Source organism: Marinobacter halodurans (genome assembly GCF_004327985.1).
Classification (GTDB): Bacteria; Pseudomonadota; Gammaproteobacteria; order Pseudomonadales; family Oleiphilaceae; genus Marinobacter_A; species Marinobacter_A halodurans.
This window is the reverse complement of the sequence record NZ_SJDL01000176.1, coordinates 1-706: the sequence shown is the minus strand read 5'-3', so window position 1 is coordinate 706 and position 706 is coordinate 1. Positions and strand designations below refer to the sequence as shown.

Below are 706 nucleotides of genomic sequence, written 5' to 3'. Positions count from 1 at the left end.
TAACGCCGTTGTTCAGCGGCAGCCTTGGCAGAGCGAAGCGGCGGCAAGGCTGTCCGGTGGAGGGGCGTCAGGCCCGGAACGTACTGGAACTATTGGTTATGCATTTTGACCAACCCTGTCGCTACAGCAAAGTCCTCGAGCTTTTCTCCCAGTGAATCCGGATCCTTATAAAACCCATCATCCAACCCATCTAGGCTTGGCTGCTCAGCCTGCTTCTCCAATGCAGCAAATCGCTCGGCTCGGTCCTTGGGCACACTTGCCGACCCGAACAGCGCCACTTTGGCCTCTCGCAGTAAACTGAGCGAGTGTTTCGCCCCGAGACGCATTAGGCCAAGCTCTGCATGTCGGTAGTGCTCCCCGGAGCTATTATCGAAATACTGATTAAAACCACCGTTATAGACTTCGCCGCTGAGCACATTGACCGCGTAGTAAAGCTTTTCGTCATCGGTTAATTTAGCGAAGCCGTCTTCTTGGTTATAGGCTTTATCGACAAGCTCCCGCCAAAGAGCGCGGAATGGGCAGGTTTTGTCCAATTCACGCTCCCTTTTGTAGAATTCTTTTGCCTGCTCAATGTTTTTACGGTTACCGTTTTTACAAGGCATGCACAGACCGCCGGTGCGCTCGGCGGTACTTGCTAAAATTGCTGCACCGCATTCAGTACATGGGACCTTCTCACTCATTTCGATGCCTTGCTTGTGCATAACGC

At 52.7% G+C, this 706-nt stretch carries 1 protein-coding gene; it reads right to left on the bottom strand.

The genetic code is table 11. The annotated features are described in order from the left end of the window. Positions 1-89: 89 nt before the first annotated feature. Positions 90-706: DMP19 family protein (locus tag EZI54_RS23980; RefSeq protein WP_242674591.1), on the bottom strand; the 617-nt coding region annotated here is incomplete at its 5' end.